Below are 23,818 nucleotides of genomic sequence, written 5' to 3'. Positions count from 1 at the left end.
TCGGCCGCAAGGTCGGCGACGCACGCTCGATGCGCTGGAGTCAGACCATCGACGACGTGCTCGCGACCCGCATCTGCGGTTCGGATTGAGCCGCGATCGTCGGGCGCCCGCGCTCCCAGGCCCTGCGGTACCGCAGGAACCAGATGAGCATGAGCGCGGATGCCACGAGGTAGAACGTGTGCAGGAACCAGATCGGGCCGAGGGGCAGACTGAACACGTACAGCGAGTGCACGGCGTTGCCCACGTTGGTGATCGCGATGTTCCCGAGGCTGTACGAGGAGAGGTCCTTCGTGCGCGCGGCCTTCACCAGCATGGGCAGGTAGCTCATGGCGAAGAGGCCGGTTGACAGGATGCCGGCGATCACGGCGAGATCCATGACTCAAAGCTACGAACGACGTCGAGTCACGACATCGGGGGAATCACCCATATGCGTCTACCCATATGGATGGCGTTCATCGACGACTCCCCTTACGCCTCGAAGCCGGGCCGCCTCGCTACACGAGGGCGTGCTCGTAGGCGTACGCCGTCGCCGCCGTCCGCGACGTGATCCCGAGCTTCGAGAAGATGTTGCTGAGGTGCCGCTCCACGGTCTTCTCACTGAGGTAGAGCTCGCCGGCGACGGCCCGGTTGCTCTTCCCTGCCGCGACGAGCCGCACGATCTCGACCTCGCGTGGCGTGAGCGGTCCGACTGCGGCCGATGGCCCGCGTCGCGACAGCGCGTCGACCGCCGCCACGTCGGGCGCGGCCCCGAGTTCGAGGAACGCCGCCCTCGCGGCATCCAATTCCATCGAAGTGGATGCCTCATCGCCGAGCGCTCGCCAGGCACGCGCCGTGAGCACGCGGCACCGGGCCGCCTCGTACGGCGCCTCGAGTTCCTGCCAGCATGCCCACGCGGTGCGCAGCGAGCTCAGCGCTCCCCGCGGATTGCCCTCCGCGAGTCGAACTGCGCCGTCGCAGAGGGCGGTGACGGCCCGCAGGAGCGGCTTCGCGTCGCGAGGCATCCCCTCGGTCATCTCGTCTGCGGCCCGTCGCGCCGCCTCGACGTCGCCCGCGGCGAGTTCGATCTCGGCGGCGGCGGGGAGCCACTGGCGGCGGGTTGCCGGATCGGCCTCCTCGGCGGCCTGACGGATCATGGAGCGCGCGAGTCGCGCGTTGCCCTGCGCGAGTCGGAGGAGCGCCAATCCGGGCTGCGGCGGGTAGCCTGATTCGGCGGCGCGAAGGTACGCCTTCTCGGCCGCGTCGATCTCGCCCCGCAACCGGTGTACCTCAGCCTGCTGGTACCAGGCCCCCCATGCACCGGTCCAGTCCCCGTGCCGAACACGATCGGCGGCCACCCGGGCCGACTCGAGCGCATCGGCCCATGCGCCGTGAAGCCGGTACAGCTCGGCACGATGCGCCTGGCACTGGCCGCTGAACATCACCATGTCGGGTCTCGCCCCGCACCAGCGGTCGAGCGCGATCGTCCATTCCAGGGCCCGCCGCACGTCGAATGCAAGGTGGCAGCTGCCGATGACCGAGCAGTACACGATGCCGGAGGTGATTGGAGACACCTCGCCGGCGGTGATGGCGACCATCACCTCATCGAGGAGCGAGAGGCCGTCGTCGGTCTGGCCGAGCATGATCCTGGCCTGGCCCAGGCCGAGGTGGGCCAGCGCCATGGCATCTCGATCGCGGAGCCGATCGCCGATCGCGAACGCCTCGTCGAACGCGCGGGCGGCGGTTTCGGCATCACCGGCGTACAGCGCCCCGAGGCCGGCTGGGATCCGCAGGAGACCAGCCACCGACTCGGCGCCGTGGCCGCTCTCCGCTATGCGGTTGGCTCGCGCGAGCCAGCCGCCGCTTCGCGCCAGGTCGCCCTGGCCCAGGAGGTACATGCCGATCCACGCGGCGGAACGGGCCGCGCCCGCCGCGTCGCCGGCATCGAGGAACGCCTCGTGCGCCCTCGTCGCGTAGTCCACGCCGAGGTCCTCTCGGCCGAGGAGGAGCGCCGCGGTGGAGAGGCGTTCGAGGTTGGCTCCCCCGAGTTCGCCCTCGCCGTCGGCCTCGGTCAATGCGTTGAACGCGTCGGTCCACCGGTGCTCGGCGAACGCCGAGAGACCATGATCGAGAGCGGCGGACGAGGCCATGGCGTGCCTTTCGGCGACGAGCGCCCAACGCCCCGGGCAACGCGACGGGCGCCCGTCGGATATTCGTCACGGTACCCCTCAGCGACGCGCCCCGGCAAGGGCTGGCCATGCGGGCCTCGAGCGGCGTCGTCGTTGACTATGACCGAGCGGATGAGTCCATCATCCTGCCGCGGGATGCCGAATCAGCGCGTGCGCAGCGTGACCCGCCGCGACGATCCGTCGAGCGGCCACACGCGAGTCACGACCTCGGGCACGCGGAAGCGGGAGTCGGCGGCGAGCTCGTGCAGCTCTGGCGGGGTGACGGCAGGGTCGGCGATACGCGCCGCGATGCGGTCGAGATCCGCGGCGAGCGCGGCATCCGGCCCGTCTGCGCCGATCTCGTCGTCGATGCCCCACGTCGCCCAGAGGAGGGTCTCGTGGCCGTCGAGCGCCGTGAGGTCGAGCACGAGATTGTGCGTGAGGTACGGCCACGATCGCAGCTCGGGCACCTCGAGTTCGGGCATCACCGCGACCTGCTCGGGGTCGAGACGGCCGGCGCGAGCGGCGATCCACGCGTCGGCTCCCGTGAGGAAGCGGTCGCGTGGCACGTCGAGGAGGTCGAGCGGCGCTCCGGTCGAGGCGTCGAGGAAGCCCTCGTGCATCTGGGCCTCGACGAGGCGCCAGCGCGAGGCATCCGCGTCCCACACCTCGGCGACGACGTGGTCGAGCCACCAGCCATCGACGAAGTACCCGCCGAAGCCCACGCGGGAACGCGCCGGAACGCCGATGCGACGCGCGAGCGAGACGAAGAGCAGGGTGAAGTCCCGGCAGCAGCCGAGGATGCGCTCGGTGGGCTCGCGAGCCACACCGAGGGGCCCGGGCTTCAGCTCGGCGAGGCGGGCGAACTGCTCCTCGGCGTATCGCAGGTCGATCTCGCCGAGCCGATCAGGGGTGAACCCGTGGCCGGCGACGTCGCCGTTCGCGCGGTAGTGGAAGACGAGGCCCGAGACGAGCCGTCGCAGCTCGCCCAGATCGCGCGGCACCTCGCCGATCCATTCGGACATGCGACCCGGATCGCTGCAGACACTCTGTGCGCGGTACGGATCGAGGAGCGTGTCGGTCATCCCTCTGGTCTAGCGTGATTTGGCCCGCTTTTGCGAGACCGGCAGCACGCCACGGGCATCCATCTCGGCGCCCGACGGCCTGCGCCGCCGTTTCTCGTCGGTTTTGCGCTGCTGCTCCTCGGTCGGGGTGACGACGGCGGTCACGATCGCGTGCAGCGCGACGAACTTCGCCATCTTCTGCACTTGCTTCGCTTGCTCGCGATGCCGCTTGATCGTCTTGGCGCGTCGCTTCGCATCGGCCGCGGCGTCGGCGTACGGGGTCATCCGCATCGACGCGCTCTCGAGGCGGGCCGACGCGCTCTTGGCCGTGCGCTCGGCTCGGCGGGGTCGAACGCCGACCTCGCGCTTCGCCTCGCGGATCTCGGCGCGTGCCGATGCCTCGATCGCGGCGAGGCTCGCCCCAGCATCACGCGAGAGGGTCTTCGCGAGCTTGTGCGTCTCTTTGGCGGCACGCTTCGCCTCGTCCACGGCCTTGCCCGCGGCGCGTCGGTCGGCGCGCTCGGTTTCGGTCTTCGGTCTCGTCATGGCCCCTCCATTCCGATCCTCGCCAGTCTTCCACCGGCCCCCGCGGGTGCACAGCGCTTGACGACCGGCGCCCCGTCGACTACACGCCGATTGAGGTCCGGACATGAGTGAGCATTGCTCATTTGGGCATGGACCCCGAATGCGGATCGGAGCATACTGGCCCTGTCAGCACGTGGACAGGCGCTTCGGCGCCGACGAGCGGGCGTTGGGCCTATGCCAACGCCGTCAACGCCGCGTTGCTGCTGCCTGTCAAAGGAGACGGAGCGATGACGAGACGAAGCGCAACGCATGGTGTCGGATGGCTCAAGGGAACCGTAGGCGCACTCGGTGCCTCCGCCCTCATGGTGATGATGCTGGCTTCCCCGGCAGCGGCCGATCCTCCCACACCTGATTCCGGCCTTATCAGCTTCCCCGACGTCAACCCGTGCACCGGTGAGACCCACACGGTCACCATCGAGTTGACCTTCTACCAGCATGATCACGGTGACGGCTTCATCGAGCGCGGCGTATCGTCGGTCACCACCAGCTCGGGGTTCGAGGGCGGCGGCACGAGCACGATCGTGGAGACCGAGGGGGCCTTCGTGTTCCGACTCGTCGACGTCCTATCCGACGAAGCCGGCAGCCGCATCATGGCGCGCACGATATTCATCGTCGACCCGGCGACCGGTGCGGTGCGGGTCGATCGCAGCGACCTCACCTGCATTCACGCCGCAGGGTGACCATGATCCAGCAGTGACCGGCCGAGCGGCATCCGCTCAGTCCTCGTCGATGAGCTCAAGCAGCTTTTTCGACTCGTCGCGGATATCGTCGTGGTCGAACTGGCCGGCGCGGCTCTCGAGCGAGATCACCCCGCAGCGATGCACCTTGCGGAAGTCGCCGTACGGGAAGCTGTAGTGGCCCTTCGTCTCGCGGTCCTCGTCGTCGTCGACGCCGAGGTGCCACTTGCCGTACTCGGCCCAGCCGTGCTTGTCGATGAAGTCGTTCTCGTCGTCGGCGCTCGGGGCGTGCTCGCTCCAGTCGTCGCGTTCGTCGCGCACGACCTTGCCGTCGCGAACGAGCGACCTCGCGTGCCGGAGCCCGATCTGGTTGAGCTTCACGGTCATCTCGGTTCCTTCCCTCCCGGCGGGGCGCCGTGCCGTTCGGCGGCACGCGCCACGCACCTTGTCGGGTCTACCCGCCGCGTCACCGAGCGTCAACGGGGTTGCCAATCACCAGAACACATCCATCACGATCGGAGAAGCGGCCGCGGATGCCGCGGCATATCGTCACGGTCATGACACTCCTCCTCAGGCCCTCGATCCGTTCCGTCACCCTCGATGTGCCCGACCCCACCGCCGCCGGCGCCTTCTACGCCGCCGCCTTCGGGCTCGACGATCAGGTGCGATTGCGAACCGCGGATGCCCCGCCCACGGGCTTCGGCGGATTCATGCTGTCACTCGCGGTGTCGCAGCCCTCCACCGTCGAGGGCCTGATCGAGTCGGCCGTCGAGGCAGGCGCCGCGACACTGAAGCCGCCCGCGAAGTCGGCGTCCGGTTACGGCGGCGTCGTGCAGGCCCCCGACGGAACGGTCTGGAAGATCGCGACCGCGGCGACGAACGGCAACGGTCGGGCTACCAGGCAGATCGACCAGATCGTGCTGCTGCTCGGGGCCGAAGACGTGGCCGCGAGCAAGGAGTTCTACCTGAACCGCGGTTTTGGCGCGGCCAAGAGCTTCGGCAGCACCTACGTCGAGTTCGCCACTGCGTCGAGTCCCGTCAAGCTCGCACTCTCCCGGCGCTACGCCCTCGCCGAGGACGCCGGCGTCGCACTCGACGGCACCGGATCGCGCCGACTCTCGATCGGCGGCAACGCCGGCGCGTTCACCGACCCCGACGGGTTCGCGTGGGAGCCCGCATCCGTCTGAGTCAGTCCGAGCGCACCCGCCGCGCCCGCACCGCCATGAACTGCCGGGCGGGCAGCTCGACACGTACGGCACCGCGGTGCACTCCCGGCATCCGCTCGACCGTCATGTTCCAGGTGTCGATCACGTCGAGCTCGAAGTCGCCCTCGGGCAGCACGAGGTTGCGGAAGCTCGGCCGGTTGAACCCGAAATACGCGATGAGGTAGTCGCCCGCGACGCCGCCCCACGGCACGTCCCAATCGGAGGGCAGCGGATCGAGCACGCCCCCGGGCGCCTCGCCGACGATGCCGTCGAGGAAGCCCAGTCGCGACGGGCTCGCCCCAATGAGCTCGCCGCCCTTCGACCACCAGAGCTCCTCGCGTTCGTTGAGGTAGGTCTCGCCGTGGCCGACGTACCCGCCGCGCACGGCGCCCTCCCACGCCCGTCGCACGAGCTCCTCGCCGGTGAGGTTGCCCCAGCCCTGGTCGATGTCGCCCTCGTAGCCGATCTCGTCGATGACGACGGGCTTGCCCCACGTGTCGCGCCACTCGTTCGTGTTCTCGGCGGTGCGGTAGACGTCGACGCGCTGGGCGCTCACGTGGGTGATCCACGGCCGCGACTGGTCGTAGAACGCGTGGCAGTTGTGGATCGAGCGGAGGTGGTCGTGCGGGTCTTCGGCCTCGATGATCGCGGCGATCCGCTCCCAGTCGTCGGTGGTCTTCGCCCACAGGAGGTCATACTCGTTGGCGAGGGCCCACCACACGTTGGCGGATGCCGCGAGCCGGCGCACGACGTACCGCATGAGTCGCTCGTCGACGGCGGGCCCGAGGTCGGCGAACCCCCATCGGTCATACGCGTGGAAGAGGATGAGGTCGGCCTCGATGCCGAGCGCCGCGAGCTCGGCGATTCGCCGTTCGAGCGCCCGGAAGAACTCGACGTCGAACCGCTCGAGGTCGAAGCCGTCGGCGAGCGACCCCGGAAATGGAAACCGCTCGGGCTCGTTCGCGTTGTAGAGGTACGACTTCGGGAAGAGGCACATGCGCAGCTTGTTGAACGGCGCGTCCGCGAGCGCCGAGAGCGTGCGCTGCTGCACCTCCTCAGGCTGGTGCGTCCACGCGTACGCGGTCGTGCCGACCGGCCGGTACCGCGAGCCGTCGGCGTGGGCGAAGTGCAAGCCGTCGGCCCGCACGGGGCCGTGGGTTCCGGATGCCGCAGGCCCCACGTGCACGGCGCCCGAGATGCCGTCGAGTGACCTGGCCGTCGAGGCGGTCTCGAACCGCCACTCCCCCTCGGCCTCGGCGAGGAACCGGATCAGGTACACGCCTTCGCCGTCATAGAACCCGCCGATCTCGAACGAGCGCTCGCCGTTCGTCACGATCGCGCCGAGCTCGACGTCGACGAACGGGTTGCCGTGCGACGGCCCGTCGAAGCGCAGCTCGACGACGCCCCAGCGCGGCACCGCGTCCGTCGGCACGGTGACGGCCGCGGATGCGCTCGGCACCTCGTCGCCCTCGTAGGCGGGGTCGGGCTCGATCGCGGGCGCGTACTCCCGCTGCGCGGAGTCGCCCCCGCCCACGTCGGCGAGCGACGCCCAGAACCGCTCCTGCTCCGCGGTGTCCTCACGAAGCGCGGGCGAGATCGCGACGAGCTGGCCGAGGCGGGCGTCGCGGAACTGGCCCGCCATGGGCGAGGCGGCCACGCCGGGCAGGAACGTCTCGAGCACGGCACGGGCGCCCGCGTCGTCGAGTGCGTCGCCGAAGGTGGAGGAACGGTCGAACATCGGATGCCTCTCAGTCGAGTTCTCAGTCGAGTTCCGCGAGTGCGCGCTCGATGTCGGCGAGCACGACGGGCGGGGTGAACATGAGCGCTTGGCGCAGCGAGCGTCCCTCGGCCCACACGGTGTCGGTACGCACCGCGTCGGCGCGGGCCTCATCGTGCATCGCGAGGGTGTCGAGGAGGGTGCGGTATGCCTCGTGGTCGTCGATGATCGCCGCGGTCGGCGAATCGAGTCCGAGCGGGCGCCGGCTCGCGGCATCCGTCGACTCCGTGAACCGCCACTCGTGGCGGCCGGAGCCCACGACGACCGGCTCGAGACCGGGCAGGTCGACGACCGCGTCGGTGTTCGGCGGCACCTCGGCGACGACGATGACCGCGGAGCCCTCTCGGCGCCAGGCCACCGACGCGGCACCGTAGGGCGTGCGGTGCGAGGCCCGGGCGTGATCGAGCGCGGCGAGCGGCCGCGGCGCGATGCGCAGGCGCCGGTAGCCGGGGGCATCGGGAGCAAGGCCAGCGACCGTGCGGTGCATCCAGTCGGCCACCGCGCCGAGCGCGTAGTGGTTGAACGAGGTCATCTCGCCCGGGTTCACCGAGCCGTCGGGCAGGAGGCTGTCCCAGCGCTCCCACACCGTGGTGGCGCCCATCGTCACGGAGTACAGCCACGAGGGGCACTCGGTCTGCAGCAGCAGGCGCTCGGCCGTGGCGCGATGGCCGGCGTCGACGAGGGCATCAGCGACGAGCGGCGTGCCCACGAATCCGGTGGCGATGCGGTAGCCGCGCTCGCGCACGAGATCGGCGAGGCGCCCTGCGAGCGCGGTGCGCTGTGCGGCATCCGTCACGAGGTCGAAGCCGAGGGCGAGCGCGTAGGCCGTCGGCGCGTCGTTCATCATGCGACCGGCGGGCGTGACGTACTCGTCGGTGAACGCGGCGCGCGTGCGTTCGGCGAGCGCCGCGTACCGCGTTCGGTCGCCCGGCTCGCCGAGCAGCCCGGCGGCGTCGGCCACGATGCGCAGCGATCGCGCGAGATAGGCGGACGCCACGAGGTCGCCGTCGACCTTCGCCTTGCCGGGCTTGTCGGGCGGAGCATCGGGATCGAGCCAGTCGCCGAGCTGCATCGCGCCAGTCCAGAGCCCCTTGGCGTCGGTCACGGCGAGCACCGTGTCGACCCAGTCGCGCATGCTCGGGTAGGCGTCGTGCAGTACGCCGAGGTCGCCGAACCGCTCGTAGAGCACCCACGGCACGATCGTCGCGGCGTCGCCCCACGCGGCCACGCCTCCCCCGCCGCCGAACGACGGCAGCGCGGCGGGCACGACGAGCGGCACCACGCCGTGCTCGCGGCGCTGCTCGAGCGCGAGGTCGCGGAGCCACGAGGTGAGGAACGCGTCGCAATCGGCGAGGAACGACGCCGTCGGCGCGAAGACCTGGATGTCCCCGGTCCAGCCGAATCGCTCGTCGCGCTGCGGGCAATCGGTCGGGATCGCGAGGAAGTTGCCGCGCATGCCCCAGACCACGTTCTCGTGCAGCCGGTCGAGCAGCTCGTGCGACGAGTCGAACCAGCCCGTGCGCGGCAGGTCGCTCGCGATGACGACGGCCGTGATGTCGGCGCGGTCGAACTCGCCGGGCCAGCCCTCGATCGAGGCGTAGCGGAAGCCGTGGAAGGTGAACCGCGGCTCCCACACCTCGACGCCGTCGCCGGCGAGCTCGAGCACGTCGGTCGCGGCAGCGTTGCGCAGGGGGCGCAGCGAGAGCTCGCCGTGCTCAAGCACCTCGGCGTGCCGCAGGGTGAGGCGGGTGCCCGCCGGCCCGCTCACGCGGAGGCGCAGCCGGCCGACGAGATTCTGACCGAAGTCGAGGATGGTCGCCCCCGAGGGCGACTCGAGCACCTCGGCGACGGGGAGTTCCGCGATGCGGCGCACGGGCGGTGCGATCCTCGCCTCGGGCACCGGCACGTGCTCATACCCCTCGCGAGCGGATGCCCCGCGGCGGGCGGCGGGCCACGCGGAGGCGTCGAAGCCCGGGGCCGACCAGCCCTCGACGGCGGCCGCACGGCGCAAGTCGGCGTGCTCGCCCGCGTAGATGCCGCTGTCGACGACCGTGCTCTCGCCGAGGGCGCGCCAGCCGTTGCCGTCGCCCGTCGCCACGACTTGCGAACGACCGTCGGCGTACTCGACATGGAGTTGTGCGAGGAGGCTCGGCTGGTCGCCGTAGACGCGATCGGCGAACTGGAAGAAGCCGTACTGCTCGGTGTACCAGCCGCCGGCGAGCGTCGCGCCGAGCACGTTCTCGCCGTCGCGCACGAGGGCGGTGACGTCGACGGTCTCGTGCACGAGGCGGTCGCGATAGCTCGACCAGCCGGGCGCGAGCACGTCGCCGTCGACGCGGATGCCGTTGAGCTCAGGCTCGGCGACGCCGAGCACCGTGTAGAACAGGGTGGCGCGCCGCACGGCGCCGTCGACGGTGAACGACGTGCGCACGAGCGCCGGGTGCGCGGGTCGCGTCACGTCGGCGAGGCCGATGGGCTCGGCCACCCAGGCGCCCTCGTCGAGGAAGCCCGCGACGATCGTGAGCGGGGCGCTCCAGTCGGTCTCGGTTCCGGATGCCGCGGCCACCCGCACCCGAACCTCGCGCGTCTCCCCCGCGGCGAGGGGCACGAACGGCCAGTCGACGAGCACCGATTCGTCGGTGTCGAGGCGCACGGTCTCGTCTCCGCTGCGGAGCTCGGCCGAGGCCTGCCGCCAGCCGGGCTCGTCGGTCTCGACGGTCCAGCTGAGGCGGGGGGTGGGCCTTGCGACGAACGCGCTGTCGTCGCGCAATTCGGCGCGGAGGGTCGCGATGCGCGCGATCACGCCTTCAGCAGCGGCATCCGTCATTCGTCATCGCCCTCGTATGCGAACCAGTCGACGGCCACGGTACCCCGCCGCGCCGACAGGCCGGTGACGCGACCGGTGAACGACTCGGTGACCTCGGAGGAGAGGAAGCGGCCGTCGATCTCGGCGAGCACGCGCTCCATGCCGCCGACGACGGCGCCGAGTTCGATCACGTCGGACGTGCGCGGGAACCCGCCGTTGTCGTTCGGCCGCCGGGTGCGGAGCACGAGCTCGACCTCGGTGCCGTCGAAGGGCTCCGACCACTCCTGCCAGAGACCGCCGAGCTGCGCGTGGGCGCGAAGCCGACCGTCGCCCGCCTCGATGCCGACGTGGAACCGCTCGTCGTAGCGCACCGCGAGGCCGCCGACCCCCGCGGAGACATCTACCAGTGCACGCGACGTCGAGCGGAGGTGCTCCTGGCGACGGCCGACGAACACCGGCCGCGTGTCGTCGAGCGTCGAGCCGTCGGCGTGCAGCACGAGCGAGCCCGGGCGCTCCGTCAGCGAGCCGGCCTCGTGCGGCAGGCGGCGCACGGCAACCCAGTCCGACGCGAACTCGGCGTCGTCGAAGTCGTCGCGCGCTGCGCTGCCGGGCCGTGGCGCGAGTTCGACCGGGTCGATCTCGGGCCAGCCGTCGTCGCGCCAGCGCACGCGGGTGACGAAGGTCTCGCGCCCGAGCGCCGAGAACGCCCGCGTCATGCTGCGCGGCCGCACGCCGAGGAGCACGACGAGCCACTCGCCATCAGGACCCACGACGAGGTCGCCGTGACCGGTGTTCTGAATCGGCCGGTCGGTCGAGCGGGCCGACACGAGCGGGTTCGATGGGGCGCCCTCGAAGGGGCCTTCGGGCGAGTCGCCGCGCGCGATGCTGATGCCGTGGCCGCGCTCGGTGCCGCCCTCGGCGATCAGGAGGTACCAGCGTCCGTCGTGCCGGTAGAGGTGCGGTGCCTCGGGGAACATGAGGCCCGAGCCCGACCACAGCGAGCGCGGCTCCTCGAGCGCGCGGTGGCCGTCGAGGTCGACGCGCACCTGCTGGATGCCATGGTGCGATCCCATCTCGTCGCCGCTCAGGATCAGGCCCGAGTAGGTGATGTATGCCGTGCCGTCGTCGTCCCAGGCGAGGTCGGGGTCGATGCCGTCGACGCTCGCAGAACCGTCGGCCTTGAGGATGAGGTCGCCGTCGCTCCAGGGGCCTGCGGCATCCGTCGCCGTGAAATGCAGCATGCCCCGGCCCATCGCGTCGGTGATGACGAGGTGGAAGACGCCGTCGCGGTGCCGGATCGTGGGCGCCCACGCGCCGCCCGCCGTGGGCACCTCGTCGACGCCGAGCTGGCCCGGCCGCGTGGCGACGTGCCCGATGCGCTCCCAGTTCACGAAGTCGCGCGAGCGGTAGATCGGGATGCCCGGCAGGTACTCGAACGTCGACGTCGCGATGTAGTACTCGTCGCCGACGCGCACGACGCTCGGATCGGGGTTGAACCCCGAGATGAGCGGGTTCGGGTAGGAGGTCACGCCGCGAACACCTCAGCCGTCGAGTACGTCGCGGTGAGCGGCAGGTCGTCGACCGACGCGCCCGCGCTGAGCGTGTAGGCGCCCGGTTCGACCTTCCAACCGCCGTCCCAGTGCGCGAGACGGCGCGCGGCCACCGGCACGGAGGCGACGACGGTCTCGCCCGCCTCGGCACGCACGACCGCGAACCCGACGAGCCAGCGCACCGGCCGGTCGACAGCGGAGTCCTCGCGCTCGGCGTAGACCTGCACGACGTGCTTGCCGGCGCGGTCGCCTGTGTTCGTGACGGTCACGTGTACGAGGGCGTCGGATGCCTCGCCGTCGCCGCCCGCGGCATCCGTCACCTCGATCGCCTCGAACGACCACGTCGTGTAGCCGAGCCCGAACCCGAAGGGATAGGCGGGCGTGCGGCCGGCGCGCAGCCACGCGCGGTAGCCGAGGTGGATGCCCTCGGCGTACTCGAGGCGGTCGTTCTTCGGCGTCACGTCGACCACGGGCACGTCTTCGAGCGAGGCGGGCCACGACGTCGTGAGACGCCCGCCCGGCTCTGCCGCGCCGAACAGCACATCGGCGATGGCCTGCCCGAACTCCTGCCCGCCGAACCAGCCGAGGAGCACCGCCGCGACGTCGTCGCGCCACGGCAGCAGCACGGGCGAACCCGCGTTGACCACGACGACCGTGCGCGGGTTCACCGCGGCGACGGCACGCACGAGCTCGTCCTGCCGGCCGGGGAGGTCGAGGTTCGTGCGGTCGTAGCCCTCGGACTCGACCTTCGAGTTCGTGCCGACCACGACGACGGCGACCTCGGCGTTGCGCGCCGCCTCGACGGCCTCGGCGATCAGGCCCTCGGGATCGGTGTCGTCGGGCGCGATGCCGAAGGTGACGCTCAGCGCGCCGGCGAGCGGGCTGTCTGCGGAGCCGAGGTCGAATTCGGCGCGCACGTCGAGCGGAACGCCCGCCTCAACGGTGATCGCTCCCGTCGCTGAGGGTGGCGAGAGGAATGCGGCACCGAGATCTGTGCCGACGATCTCGGGCTGCTCGTCGACGAGGAGCACACCGTCGACGTAGACGCGGCCGTGCTTCGCGGTCGCGAAGCCGAGCAGGATCTCGCCCGACTCCGCGGGGGTGAACGTCGTGTGCAGCTCGACCGTCGACGACGCCGCGATCGGCGCGCCGCCGCCGAACCACACGAGCGCCGTCGACCGGCGGTGCTCGCTGAAGAGCTCGGCGCCGTCGGCGTCGCGGAACGAGACGACGAGTCCGGGCTCGCCCGTGCGGGGGTTCGCGATGCGGTCGAGCGGGATCTCGGCGACGCCCTCCTGCACGACCGCGCCGAGCGTGTACGTCACGTCGGCGTGCGGCAGGGCGGCGCGGATGCCGTCGATCGGGGTGACGATGTGCTCGGGCAGCACCGTCGCGCTGCCGCCGCCCTGGGTACGCGCGTCGCGGGCGTTGTGCCCGATCACGGCGACCTTCGCCAGCGACGACGGATGCCACGGCAGCTCGCCGTCGTTCTTCACGAGCACCGCGCCCTCGACGGCGGCCTCCCGCGCGAACGCCCGGCCGTCGACCTCCGGCGGCGTTACCGCCGACGAGCCCTCGAGCGCGCCGACACGCTCGGCGAGGAGCAGGAGGCGCAGCACCTTGCGGTCGAGGTCGGCCTCGTCCAGGCGCCCGTCGCGCACCGCATCGGCAAGGTCGACCCACGCCGGTGCCGGGCCGGGCATCGCGAGATCCTGCGCGGCGGGCACCGCGTCGAGGCTGCGCACGGCGGTCCAGTCCGAGACGACGACGCCATCGAAGCCCCACTCCGAGTTGAGCGGCGTCTCGAGCAAATCGTTCTCGGTCATCGTGACACCGTCGACCGAATTGTAGGCACTCATGACCGCCCACGCGCCGGCCTCGACCGCGCGCTCGAACGGCAGGAGGTAGACCTCGCGCAAGGCGCGCTCGTCGACGCGCACGTCGGCCGTGAAGCGCTCGGTCTCCGAGTCGTTCGCGACGTAGTGCTTCGGCGTCGCGGCGACGCCATTCTGCTGCAGGCCCTCGACATACGAGGCGCCGAGCTCGCCCGAGAGCCACGGGTCCTCGCTGAAGCACTCGAAGTGACGGCCGCCGAGCGGCGAGCGGTGCAGGTTGATGGTCGGGCCGAGCACGACGTCGACCCCCTTGCGGCGGGCTTCGGATGCCGCGGCGGCACCATAGCGGTGGGCGAGCGCCGTGTCCCACGAGGCGGCGAGCGCGGTGCCCGACGGGAGATTGAGCGACGGGTCGCGCTCGTCCCACGCCGGCCCACGCACACCCGCCGGACCGTCGGAGAGCGTCATCGCGCGCAAGCCGATCTGCGGCAGCGGCACGGTCGTCCAGAAGTCCGCGCCCTGCACGAGCGCGACCTTGTCCTCGAGCGAGAGGCGCTCGAGCAGTGGTCGCAGGTGGTCGGTTGACGCCGTCATACGGTGGTTCCTTCGTTCAGTGCGGTGGTGATCGACGAGCGGATACGGCTCATGCGACGGCTGCGGCATCCGTGACCCTGGCGTTGTCAGCTTCGGCCTCCTGGGCCGCGATGAAGTCGCGGTACCAGTAGGCGCTGTCCTTCGGCATGCGGGCGAGGCTGGGGTAGTCGACGTAGACGATGCCGAATCGCATCGAGTAGCCCCACGACCACTCGAAGTTGTCGAGGAACGACCACGCGAAGTAGCCCCGCACGTCGGCACCGGCCGCGACTGCATCGGCGCAGGCGCGCGTGTAGCCGGCGAGGTAGTGCACCCGCTCGGGGTCGTGCACGCGTCGGTCGTGCGTCGGGTAGTCGGCGAAGGTCGCGCCATTCTCGGTCACATAGAGCGGCAGCGGCGTGAACTCGCGGCTCACGCGCAGCAGCACGTCGCGGAGCGCGTCGGGGGTGTCCGACCAGTCGAACGTCGTCGGCGTCGGCTCGACCTGTGTCATGCGCGTGCCGGTCGGCGACTCGGGGTCGGCCGCGATGAGCGTGTTCGTGTAGTGGTTGACGCCGGCGAAGTCGGTCGGCGCCGAGATGAGCGCGAGGTCGCCGCGGCGCACGAGGCCGTCGTCGGTCTCGTCGACCGTGATGCCGTGCATGCCGAACACCCCGGCGACGTCCTCGCCGTACGAGCCGTGGAAGACGGGCTCGAGGAAGATGCGGTTGAAGCGGATGTCGGCGACGCGCGTCGCCGCGGCATCCGCTTCGCTGTCACTCGCCGGATTGAGGTTCGAGATGAGGTTCGTGATGCCGAGCTTCGCGGCCGGCCGTCGCTCGCGGAAGGCAGCGAGCGCAAGCCCGTGTGCGAGCAGCAGGTGGTGCGCGGCTCGGGTCGCCTCGGAGTCATCCGTATGCCCCGGCGCCTGCATGCCCCACGAGTAGCTGAGGAACGACGCGCACACCGGCTCGTTGATCGTGATCCAGTTGTCGGCGAGGTCGCCGAGGGCGTCGGCGACGAGCGCCGCGTACTCGCCGAAGCGGTACGCCGTCTCGCGGGCGGGCCAGCCGCCCTCGTCCTGCAGCGCTTGCGGCAGGTCCCAGTGGTAGAGCGTGACGTAGGGCTCGATGCCGCGAGCGCGGCACCCCTCGAGCAGCGCACGGTAGAAGGCCACGCCCTCGGGGTTGAGCGCGCCGTGGCCGGTCGGCTGCAGCCGAGCCCACGAGAGCGACAGCCGGTACGCGGGGATGCCGAGCTCGACCATCAGGTCGAGGTCCTCCGCCCAGCGGTGGTAGTGGTCGACCGCCACGTCGGCGTTCTCGCCGTGGAAGATCGCGCCGGGCTGCTTCACGAACGTGTCCCAGATGCTCGGGCCGCGGCCGCCCTCGGCGACGCCGCCCTCGATCTGGTACGCGGCGGTTGCGACGCCCCACGCGAAGTCGGCGGGGAGGTCGAGGCGGGCCGGGGTGAGGTCACGGGTGGTCTCGGTCATCGTCATCCTTCTGCTGCGATCGCCATGAGGCGCCGGCGCGCGATGCGCCGCTCCTCCTGCTGGTCGGGGTCGGGCACGGGCGCGGCCATGAAGAGCTTCTGGGTGTACGGATGCTCCGGCCGCGCCGTCACCTGGTCGCCGTCGCCCGACTCGACGATCTCGCCGCGGTACATCACCGCGACGCGATGGCTCACGTGCCGAACGACCGCGAGGTCGTGGGAGATGAAGAGGTAGGCGACGCCCGTGCGCTCCTGGATCTCGATGAAGAGGTCGAGTACGCGCGCCTGTGTCGACAGGTCGAGCGCCGACACGGGCTCGTCGCACACGATGAGCTTCGGGTCGAGGGCGAGCGCGCGGGCGATCGCGACGCGCTGCCGTTGCCCGCCCGAGAACTCGCGCGGGAGGCGCGAGCGGGCGTCGACCGGCAGGCCGACCTGCTCGAGCAGGGTCGCGACGCGCTGCTTCGCTGCAGCGGTGGAGACGCCACGCACGGTGAGCGGCTCGATGAGGATCTGCTCGATCGTGAGCGCCGGGTTGAGCGAGGAGTAGGGGTCTTGGAAGACGACCTGGATCTCGGAGCTCAGCTCACGCCGCTCGCGACGGTGCAGCTGGCCGATCTCACGGCCCGCGTAGCGGATCGACCCACCCGTCACCGGCGCGAGGCCGAGCACGGCGCGACCGAGCGTGGTCTTGCCCGAGCCCGATTCGCCGACGAGGCCCACGGTTTCACCCGGCAGGATCTCGAGCGAGACGCCCTTCAGCGCCTGGAACGGCTTGGCACGGAACCCCTTGCCGGGGTACTCGACTTCGAGGTTCTCGACCTCGAGCAGTGGCGCGCTCATCGCGCACCTCCCTTCACGATGTCGGCCTGTTCGATGCCGGCCTGTTCGATGCCCGCCTTCTCGATGCCGCCGCCGAGCGGGGCTCGCGCCGGGCCCTCGTCGAGGATCGCGCCGAGGAGCGAACGGGTGTACGGATGCTCCGCACGCCCGAAGATCGCACGAACCGGGCCGTGCTCGACGATGAGGCCGTGCTGCATCACCGACACCCGGTCGCAGAGATCGGCGACGACGCCGAAGTTGTGCGTGACGAGGAGCAACGCCATCTGGCGCTCCGCCTGCAGGTCGCGCAGCAGGTCGAGCACCTCGGCCTGCACCGTCACGTCGAGGGCCGTGGTCGGCTCGTCGGCGATGATGAGGTCGGGGTCGGTCGAGACCGCGCCGGCGATGAGCACGCGCTGCGCCATGCCGCCCGACACCTCGTGCGGGTAGGCGGCGAACGTGCGCTTGGGATCGGGGATGCCGACCCGCTCGAGCAGCGCGAGCGCCTTCTCGGTCGCGTCCTTCTTACTGAGGCCGAGGCCCACCCGCAGGGGTTCGACGAGCTGGCTGCCGATCGTGAACGACGGGTCGAGGTTCGACATCGGCTCCTGCGGGATGTACCCGATGCGCCGCCCGCGGATCGCGGTGTACTCCCGCTCCCCCAGGGTGTCGAGACGCACGCCCTCGTAGTCGACGGAACCGCCCGTGATGTGGCCGCCGCGCGGCAGGAGGCCGAGCACGGCGAACGCGGTCTGGGTCTTGCCCGAGCCCGATTCCCCGATGAGGCCGTGCACCTCGCCGCGGCGGATGTCGAGGGAGACGCCGTGCACGACCTCGAGCGTGCCGCCGTCGTCCTGCCCGTAGCCGATGCGGAGGTCGCGCACGTCGAGGATCGTGTCGCCGGCGCGGGCCGCGGCGCGTTCGTCGTCGGCGTGACGGATGGTCGGCTCTGCTTCGGCGTCGATTCCGATCCCACCGGTGACGGTCCCGATCGACGTGGTCACGGCGGCGATCGACCCGGTCGCGGTGGCGACGGCCCGGCGACGCCGGCGTCGCACCTGCACGGTGCGCTCGAGCGCGTCGCGCATGACGTTCGCGAGCAGGGTCAGGGCTATGGAGGTGAGGGCGATCGCGAGCGACGGCCACATCATGAGCAGCGGCGCCTTGTAGATGTTGATGAAGCCGTCGTTCAGCATCGACCCCCACGTCGGCACCGACATATCGCCGAGGCCCAGGAACTCGAGTCCCGACTGGATCGCGATCGCGATGCCGGCGACGATCGCCGACTGGATGATGATCGGCGCGCGTACGACCGAGAGGATGTGGCGCGAGATGATCCGCAGGTCGCTGAGGCCCGACACCCGGGCCGCGTCGACGTAGAGCTCGGAGCGCACCGCCGAGACGGCGGCGTACACGAGCCGGAAGTACGCCGGCGCGAGCAGGATGCCGAAGATGAACATCGCCGCCCACACCGACGGGCCCACGACCGCTCGCGCGGCCAGCAGCACGACGATGCCGGGCAGTGCCATGACGAGCGCCGTGAACCACGACGCGACGTTGTCGAACCAGCCGCGGTAGTACCCCGCGATGAGGCCCGCGATCACACCGATCAGGAGCGCGGTGACGAGGGCGACGAGCGCCGCGGCGATGCTGATCTGCGTCGCCGCGAGCAGGCGGGAGAGCACGTCGCGGCCGCCGCTGTCGGCACCGAGCGGATGCTCCGCACTCGGCTGCGCGAGCACGAGCTGCAGCGAGGCCTGGTTCGGGTCGTACGGGGCGATCAGCGGGCCGATCACGGCGATGACCGCGACGACGAGGAGGAACGCGAGCGAGATCGTGCCGAGCGGGCGGCGGATCACCCGGCGCAGCAGCGACGTGCGACCGGTCGGCGTGGGGATCGTGTTGGGTGGCGTGATGGCGGTGGTCATGACAGTCTCACCTTCGGGTTGAGGGCCGCCTGCGCGAGGTCGATGAGGAGGTTCACGATGACGACGATGATCGCGCTGACGATCACGACGCCCATGACGACGGGGATGTCGCCGGCGCCCGTGGCCTGCACTGCGAGCTGCCCGAGGCCCGGGAGCGCGAAGATCTGCTCGACGATGACGGCGGCGCCGAGCAGGCCGATGAATTGCACGGCGAGCACGGCGAGCGCCGGCCCGCCCGCATTCCGCAGCACGTGCTTGTAGACGACCCGGTTGGTGCTGAGCCCTCGGCTGCGGAGGGTGCGCACGTAGTCGCGCGAGAGCGCGTCGAGCACCGACCCGCGCACCTGCTGGGCGACCGTTGCGATGGCTCCGATCGAGAGCGCGACGACCGGCAGGGTCACCGATGTGATCCATCCGCTCGGCGACGAGGCGAACGGAACGTACCCGGTCGCCTTGAACAACCCGAGGTTGATCGCGAAGACGAGCACGAGCACGAGGGCGATGAGGAAGCCGGGGATCGCGAACCCGATCACGGACACGAACTGCACGACATTGTCGATCCAGCCGCCGCGGCGGGCCGCGAGCACACCGAGCACGACCGCGACGATCGCCGCGATGATCGTCGCGCCGATCACGATCGAGAGGGTGACGGCGAGCCGGCTCGAGACGCTGACCGCCACGAGCTGGCCCGTGAACCACGAGCGGCCGAGGTCGCCGCCGAACGCCGAGGTGAGCCAGTCGAAGTACTGGGTGAGCAGCGGCTGGTCGAGGCCGAGATCGGCGGCCTTCTGCGCGACGACGTCGTCGGTCGCGTTCTGGCCGAGGATGCGGCGGGCGATGTCACCGCCGCCGAGGTAGAGGAGCGCGTACGCGATCACCGAGATCACGAACACGAGCACGACGCCCGATGCGAGGCGGCGCAACACGAATGGCAGCATGGGTACTCCGTGGTTGTCGGAACGGGCCGGGCCCGAGGCCCGCGGTGGGACCCGGCCCGCCCTGGTCTTCCAGGACGGGCCGGGAGACTTCGTCAGCCCTTCGGCTGGAAGTCGTAGATGGCCGGGTACACGTTCGTCGGCATCATCTCGACGCTCGTGTTGGCGTCGGTCGGGACGCTGTTCTGCACGCGGTAGAACGGGGCGAACCAGGCCTGCTCGACGATGTACTCGTTGAGCTGCTTGGCCACCTCGGCCTGGGTGGCCTCGTCGCCCGCCTGGATCTGGGCGAGGTACTCGTCGACCTGCGGATCCGCGTACTTGAACGGGTTGAATACGGAGTTCGGGGCGATCATGAACTGGATGAGCTGCCAGTCGGGGTTCTGCTCGAGTGCCATGAACGACGCGGGGAACTTCGGCGCGAGCAGGTCGGCGATGAAGTTGTTGCCCGGGTCGGTGTACTCCGCCGTGATGCCGATGTCGGCGAGCTGCTGGCTGAGGAGCGTGTAGGTGGTCGAGCCGAGCACCGTGGAGCTCGGCATCGAGAGTGTGAACCCGTCGGCGTAGCCCGCCTCCGCGAGCAGGTCCTTGGCCTTCTCGGGGTCATAGGGGTAGCGCTCGTCGAGCGCCGGGTCGAACGCCGGGCTCGACTCGGGGAAGACCTGGCCGGTGACGGTGCCGTGGTCGCTCTGCAGCGCGGTGAGCAGCGCCTCGCGGTCGAACGCGTAGTTGATGGCCTGGCGCACGCGCACGTCGGAGAGCGGTTCGCTCATGGTGCCGGCGCGGTCGAGCAGGAGGAGGCCCTGGAAGTCGAGTTCGTTGGCATTGACGGTCCAGCCGGCGCCTTCGACCTCGGCGAGGTTGTCGTTGCTCGCGAGCTTGATGCCGTTGACCTCCCCGGCCTTGATCGCGTTCAGGCCTGCCGTGGCATCGGCGAGCACGTTGATCGTGAGGGTGTCGTAGTGCTGGAGGTCGGGGTTCCAGTAGTCGGGGTTCTTCGTGTACGTGTAGCTCGTTCCGGTGACGGTCGCCGCAGTGTCGAGCACGTACGGGCCCGAGCCGACCGGGTCGGTGGCGAGCGAGTCGGGGTCGGCAAGTGCCTCGGCACTCGCGATCAGCCCCGGGTCGCGGGTGAGGTAGTTCAGCATCGCGGGGTCGGGCGCCGCGAGGGTGATGACCACGGTCGTGGCGTCGGGTGCCTCGACCGAAGTGATGCCCGCGAAGTACCCGGCGTCGGGAGACGTGCCGGTCTGGAACCGCTCGAGGTTCTGCTTCACGACATCGGCGTCGAGCTTGGAGCCATCCGTGAAGGTGACGTCGTCGCGGATCGTGAGGGTCAGCACGGTGTTGTCGTCGTTGTACTCGAACGACTCGGCCAGGAACGGCTCGATCTCACCCTCGGACGTGGCGAGCAGGAGGGTGTCGTACACCGCCTGGTAGAAGGGGGCGCGGTTGCCCCATTCCGAACCGGCGGGGTCGAACGTCGTCGGCGCGACGATGGCACCGAGCGTGAGCGTGCCTCCTCCCCCTTGGGTGGATCCCGTATCAGCGGCGCAGCTCGACAGTGCGAGTGCGGCGGTGATGGCGACAGCTGCTGTGGCGGTTCTCCATCGGAGCATCTTCGGTCCTCTTGGTCGGCGGCGATACCCCTGCGGATCGCCTCGTGAGACGAGAAGTTACCATGAAACCCGAGTGACCACTAGGTTTTTATTTCAGAGCGTGACACGATGATCTTCGACGGGCCGACGGATGCCCCGCCACACGCGGCGGTTAGGCTCGTCGAGATTGAGCAGGAGGGCGTAGTGAACAAGGCCACTGCCACGACCGGGCGGAACAAGCCGCGAGGCTCGTATGCCAAGACCGGCATGAAGCGGGCCGCGATCCTCGAGGCCGCGCTCGCGGTGTTCGCCAAAGGCGGGTACCGGGCCGGTTCGCTGCGCGAGATGGCGAGCCACGTCGGCATGAGCGAGGCCGGGCTGCTGCATCACTTCCCGAACAAGAGCGCGCTCCTCGCGGCCGTGCTCGAACTCCGCGACGAGCACGCCATGGAGATGGTGCCGTTCGATGCCGCGGATCCGCTCGAGCCGATCCGCGGCCTCATCACCCTCGCCCGCTACAACGCCTCGGTACCCGGGGTGGTCGAGCTGTACTGCACACTCTCAGCCGAGGGAACCTCGCCCGATCATCCGGCTCATGACTACTTCGTCGGTCGCTACGATCTCACCGTCAGCAGGCTCACGCACAATTTCGCCCGCTGCGCAGAGCGCGGCATCCTGCGACCAGGGCTGCGCCCCGAGAGCGCCGCCCGTGCCACGGTCGCGCTCATGGACGGCCTCCAGGTGCAGTGGCTGCTCGACCGAGACGGCGTCGACATGGCCGACGAGCTCGAGGTCTACCTGCGCGGCATCGTCGACCTCGACGCCTGACCGGGCGCAGGTCTTACGGAACGCGAACGATTCGCCGATGCGAGGCGCCGCCTCCGCAGGGCGGTCGTAGTCTGTGAACGTGCCTCACCTTCCGCCGTCGTCGATCGGCAATGAAGATCTCGTGGGCCGTCGAGTGCTCCTCGTCGACGACGATCCGACGGTCGCCGAGGTCGCGTCGAGCTACCTGCGCGCCACGGGCTTCGTGGTCGAGGAGGCGAGCGACGGATTCGCCGCACTCGAGGCCGCCGAGCGGGTCGCACCCGACCTCATCGTGCTCGACCGCATGCTGCCCGGCATCGACGGACTCGAGGTGTTCCGGCGGCTTCGCGAACGCATGTCGACCCCGGTCATCCTGCTCACGGCTCTCGGGTCCGAAGACGATCGCATCGCGGGTCTCGAGGCGGGTGCCGACGACTACCTCTCGAAGCCGTTCTCGACGCGCGAGCTCGTCTTGCGGGTGCAGTCGGTGCTCCGCCGGTCGATCGGGGAGTTCACGCCCGAGTCCGTGCTCGAGTACGGCGAGTTCCGCCTCGACCCGTCGGCGCACGTCGCGACCCGGGCGGGCGTCGAGCTGGCCCTGACGGCGCGCGAGTTCGACCTGTTCGAGTTCCTGCTGAAGCATCCGAACCAGGTCTTCAGCCGTGAGGAGCTGCTGCGAACCGTGTGGGGCTGGACCTACGGCGACCTCTCGACGGTGACGGTGCACGTGCGCCGCTTGCGGGAGAAGATCGAACGCGACCCGCGCTCGCCCGTCTTGCTGACGACCGTCTGGGGCGTCGGCTATCGATTCACGATGGGCGGTGTCTCCGATGCCGTGGTCTGATCTCGTCGCGGTGGCGGTCGTCGCGCTCACGACGACTGCCGTCGTCGGCGGGCTCGCGCTCCTGGCGCTGCTGATGCTGCGGCGAACGTCGGTCGTCGTGCAGGTGTGCGTGCTCGTGCTCGCCGCGATCGTGTCGGTCGTCGCGAGCATGGTCGGCGCCGCGAACCAGATGTACCTCTCGGAGCACGACCTCACGGTCGCGATCGCCGTCTCGGCGATCTCGGGGGTCGTGTCGCTCGTGCTCGTCGCCGTACTGGGGTGGCTCGTCGCGCGCAACTCGCGGTTGCTCTCGCTCGCTGCGCGTCGCATCGGCGCGGGCGAGCGGCTCGAGTCGGCGGGCCGGTACTCGAACAGCGAGCTCAACGCGCTCGCCGACGAGCTCGTGGCGACGAGCGCGAAGCTCGCCGAGTCCCGCGAGCGCGAGCAGCGCATAGAGGCCTCCCGCCGGGAGCTCGTCGCGTGGATCTCGCACGACCTGCGCACACCGCTCTCCGGCATCCGTGCGATGGCCGAGGCCCTCGAAGACGGCATCGCGGCCGATCCCGCCCGCTATCACCGCCAGATGCGCATGCAGGTCGACCAGCTCTCGAGCATGGTCGACGACCTCTTCGAGCTCTCGAAGATCGACTCCGACGCGCTGCGCCTCTCACTCAAGGAGGTGTCGCTCTACGACATCGTGAGCGACACGGTCGCCGACCTGCGGCCCGCGTCGCAAGGGCGCGAGATCCGCGTCGAGGCGCCGCTCGCGCAAGAGCTCGTCGTGATGGCCGACCCGCGACAGCTCTCGCGGGCGATCGGCAACCTGCTCATGAACGTGATCCAGCACACCCCGCAGGGCTCGCCCATCACGGTCGCCGTCGATCTCGTCGACGACCGGGCGATGGTCTCGGTCATCGATGCGGGCGGCGGCATCGACGAGGCCGACCTCGACCGCGTGTTCGAACCCGCCTGGCGTGGCTCGAAGGCGCGCACACCCTCACTCGAGGACACCCGATCTAGCGGCGGCGCCGGCCTCGGCCTCGGCCTCGCGATCGTCAAGGGCATCATGAGCGCGCACCGCGGCGAGGTCTCGGTGCGCAATGTGCCCGGCGGATGCCGCTTCGACCTGCTGCTCCCCCGCGACGCGTCGATCGGGGCGTGAGGCCCCGAATTCGGCTCCCACCGGCGACGATCC

At 70.4% G+C, this 23,818-nt stretch carries 19 protein-coding genes; 5 read left to right on the top strand and 14 right to left on the bottom strand.

The features are described 5' to 3' along the window. Positions 1-40: 40 nt before the first annotated feature. The 4 genes from QFZ29_RS19420 to QFZ29_RS19405 all read right to left on the bottom strand — a co-directional run bounded on the left by QFZ29_RS19420 (position 41) and on the right by QFZ29_RS19405 (position 3,754). On the bottom strand, positions 41-376 hold the full coding sequence (locus QFZ29_RS19420; RefSeq protein WP_306896226.1) for a hypothetical protein: 336 nt from the start codon (positions 374-376) through the stop codon (positions 41-43). 118 nt (positions 377-494) lie between these two features. Then, positions 495-2,126, bottom strand: a complete 1,632-nt coding sequence (locus QFZ29_RS19415) for a helix-turn-helix transcriptional regulator (protein ID WP_306896225.1) — start codon at positions 2,124-2,126, stop codon at positions 495-497. Positions 2,127-2,308: 182 nt separating this feature from the next. Continuing rightward, positions 2,309-3,229 carry a transglutaminase-like domain-containing protein gene (locus QFZ29_RS19410; RefSeq protein ID WP_306896223.1) on the bottom strand — a complete coding sequence of 307 codons (921 nt, stop codon included), beginning with the start codon at positions 3,227-3,229 and terminating at the stop codon, positions 2,309-2,311. A gap of 9 nt (positions 3,230-3,238) precedes the next feature. Then, on the bottom strand, positions 3,239-3,754 hold the full coding sequence (locus QFZ29_RS19405; RefSeq protein ID WP_306896221.1) for a hypothetical protein: 516 nt from the start codon (positions 3,752-3,754) through the stop codon (positions 3,239-3,241). Between the two features lie 128 nt (positions 3,755-3,882). On the opposite strand from QFZ29_RS19405, the gene QFZ29_RS19400 reads away from it, so the two are divergent. Continuing rightward, positions 3,883-4,473, top strand: a complete 591-nt coding sequence (locus QFZ29_RS19400; RefSeq protein WP_306896219.1) for a hypothetical protein — start codon at positions 3,883-3,885, stop codon at positions 4,471-4,473. Positions 4,474-4,509: 36 nt separating this feature from the next. Here QFZ29_RS19400 and QFZ29_RS19395 read toward each other — a convergent pair whose 3' ends face one another. Next, complete coding sequence (locus QFZ29_RS19395; RefSeq protein WP_306896218.1) at positions 4,510-4,857, bottom strand: hypothetical protein; 348 nt, start codon at positions 4,855-4,857, stop codon at positions 4,510-4,512. A gap of 170 nt (positions 4,858-5,027) precedes the next feature. Here QFZ29_RS19395 and QFZ29_RS19390 point away from each other — a divergent pair, with 170 nt between their 5' ends. Then, complete coding sequence (locus QFZ29_RS19390) at positions 5,028-5,657, top strand: VOC family protein (protein WP_306896216.1); 630 nt, start codon at positions 5,028-5,030, stop codon at positions 5,655-5,657. 1 nt (position 5,658) lies between these two features. Here the strand turns inward: QFZ29_RS19390 and QFZ29_RS19385 are convergent, their stop codons facing one another. The 9 genes from QFZ29_RS19385 to QFZ29_RS19345 form a co-directional block, all read right to left on the bottom strand. Continuing rightward, entirely contained in the window at positions 5,659-7,413 is a 1,755-nt protein-coding gene (locus QFZ29_RS19385) for a DUF5605 domain-containing protein (protein ID WP_306896214.1), read from the bottom strand. Positions 7,414-7,435: 22 nt separating this feature from the next. After that, positions 7,436-10,279 (bottom strand): alpha-L-rhamnosidase, encoded by a 2,844-nt coding sequence (locus QFZ29_RS19380; RefSeq protein ID WP_306896213.1) that lies wholly within the window; start codon positions 10,277-10,279, stop codon positions 7,436-7,438. Next, positions 10,276-11,787: a glycoside hydrolase family 43 protein gene (locus QFZ29_RS19375; RefSeq protein ID WP_306896211.1), complete on the bottom strand. Its 1,512-nt coding sequence runs from the start codon at positions 11,785-11,787 to the stop codon at positions 10,276-10,278. The genes QFZ29_RS19380 and QFZ29_RS19375 overlap by 4 nt, the downstream gene beginning before the upstream one ends. Further along, positions 11,784-14,237 (bottom strand): beta-glucosidase family protein, encoded by a 2,454-nt coding sequence (locus QFZ29_RS19370; protein WP_306896209.1) that lies wholly within the window; start codon positions 14,235-14,237, stop codon positions 11,784-11,786. The genes QFZ29_RS19375 and QFZ29_RS19370 overlap by 4 nt, the downstream gene beginning before the upstream one ends. Before the next feature lie 49 nt (positions 14,238-14,286). Further along, a complete protein-coding gene (locus tag QFZ29_RS19365; protein WP_306896207.1) occupies positions 14,287-15,711 on the bottom strand; it encodes a GH1 family beta-glucosidase in 1,425 nt (474 codons plus the stop codon). A gap of 2 nt (positions 15,712-15,713) precedes the next feature. Beyond that, positions 15,714-16,553, bottom strand: coding sequence for an ATP-binding cassette domain-containing protein (locus tag QFZ29_RS19360; protein WP_306896204.1), 840 nt, complete (start codon positions 16,551-16,553; stop codon positions 15,714-15,716). Then, on the bottom strand, positions 16,550-18,460 hold the full coding sequence (locus QFZ29_RS19355; protein ID WP_306896202.1) for a dipeptide/oligopeptide/nickel ABC transporter permease/ATP-binding protein: 1,911 nt from the start codon (positions 18,458-18,460) through the stop codon (positions 16,550-16,552). Before QFZ29_RS19355 ends, QFZ29_RS19360 begins: the two co-directional genes overlap by 4 nt. Then, on the bottom strand, positions 18,457-19,398 hold the full coding sequence (locus QFZ29_RS19350; protein ID WP_306896200.1) for an ABC transporter permease: 942 nt from the start codon (positions 19,396-19,398) through the stop codon (positions 18,457-18,459). Before QFZ29_RS19350 ends, QFZ29_RS19355 begins: the two co-directional genes overlap by 4 nt. 92 nt (positions 19,399-19,490) lie before the next feature. After that, on the bottom strand, positions 19,491-21,014 hold the full coding sequence (locus QFZ29_RS19345) for an ABC transporter substrate-binding protein (protein WP_306896198.1): 1,524 nt from the start codon (positions 21,012-21,014) through the stop codon (positions 19,491-19,493). 183 nt (positions 21,015-21,197) lie between these two features. Here QFZ29_RS19345 and QFZ29_RS19340 point away from each other — a divergent pair, with 183 nt between their 5' ends. The 3 genes from QFZ29_RS19340 to QFZ29_RS19330 all read left to right on the top strand — a co-directional run bounded on the left by QFZ29_RS19340 (position 21,198) and on the right by QFZ29_RS19330 (position 23,785). Next, positions 21,198-21,821: a TetR/AcrR family transcriptional regulator gene (locus QFZ29_RS19340; protein WP_306896196.1), complete on the top strand. Its 624-nt coding sequence runs from the start codon at positions 21,198-21,200 to the stop codon at positions 21,819-21,821. A gap of 73 nt (positions 21,822-21,894) precedes the next feature. Continuing rightward, complete coding sequence (locus QFZ29_RS19335) at positions 21,895-22,644, top strand: response regulator transcription factor (protein WP_306896194.1); 750 nt, start codon at positions 21,895-21,897, stop codon at positions 22,642-22,644. Next, positions 22,631-23,785, top strand: a complete 1,155-nt coding sequence (locus tag QFZ29_RS19330; protein ID WP_306896192.1) for a sensor histidine kinase — start codon at positions 22,631-22,633, stop codon at positions 23,783-23,785. Before QFZ29_RS19335 ends, QFZ29_RS19330 begins: the two co-directional genes overlap by 14 nt. The last annotated feature ends 33 nt before the right edge of the window (positions 23,786-23,818 follow it).

Origin of the sequence: Agromyces albus, assembly GCF_030815405.1 — a bacterium.
Classification (GTDB): domain Bacteria; phylum Actinomycetota; class Actinomycetes; order Actinomycetales; family Microbacteriaceae; genus Agromyces; species Agromyces albus_A.
The sequence above is the reverse complement of the archived record's forward strand: the minus strand, read 5'-3'. Positions and strand labels throughout refer to the sequence as shown.